This is a genomic window from Pseudomonas sp. PDM17 (genome assembly GCF_014851985.1).
Classification (GTDB): Bacteria; Pseudomonadota; Gammaproteobacteria; order Pseudomonadales; family Pseudomonadaceae; genus Pseudomonas.
Map to the genome: position 1 here is coordinate 1 of NZ_JACVAT010000036.1, position 255 is coordinate 255.

Genomic DNA, 255 nt, shown 5'->3' on the forward strand with positions numbered 1-255 from the left:
GCTGGCCGCCTGAGCGCGGACAGCACCGACGCCATTAACGGTTCGCAGCTGTTTGCCACCAACCAGGCAATTGATGGCATCAACACCAACATCGACGTCCTGGACAAGGGCACGGTCAAGTACGACACCAATACCGACGGCACCGTCAACTACAACAGCATCACCCTGGGTGGCGACACCTACAACAGCACCACCAAGACTGGCGGCACCAGGATCACCAACGTTGCTCGCGGCGTGGATGACAGCGATGCAGTG

At 59.6% G+C, this 255-nt stretch carries 1 pseudogene; it reads left to right on the forward strand.

Annotated elements, in window-relative coordinates:
* Nucleotides 1-255 (forward strand): annotated as a pseudogene (locus IB256_RS30535) (hypothetical protein); the annotation flags it as partial.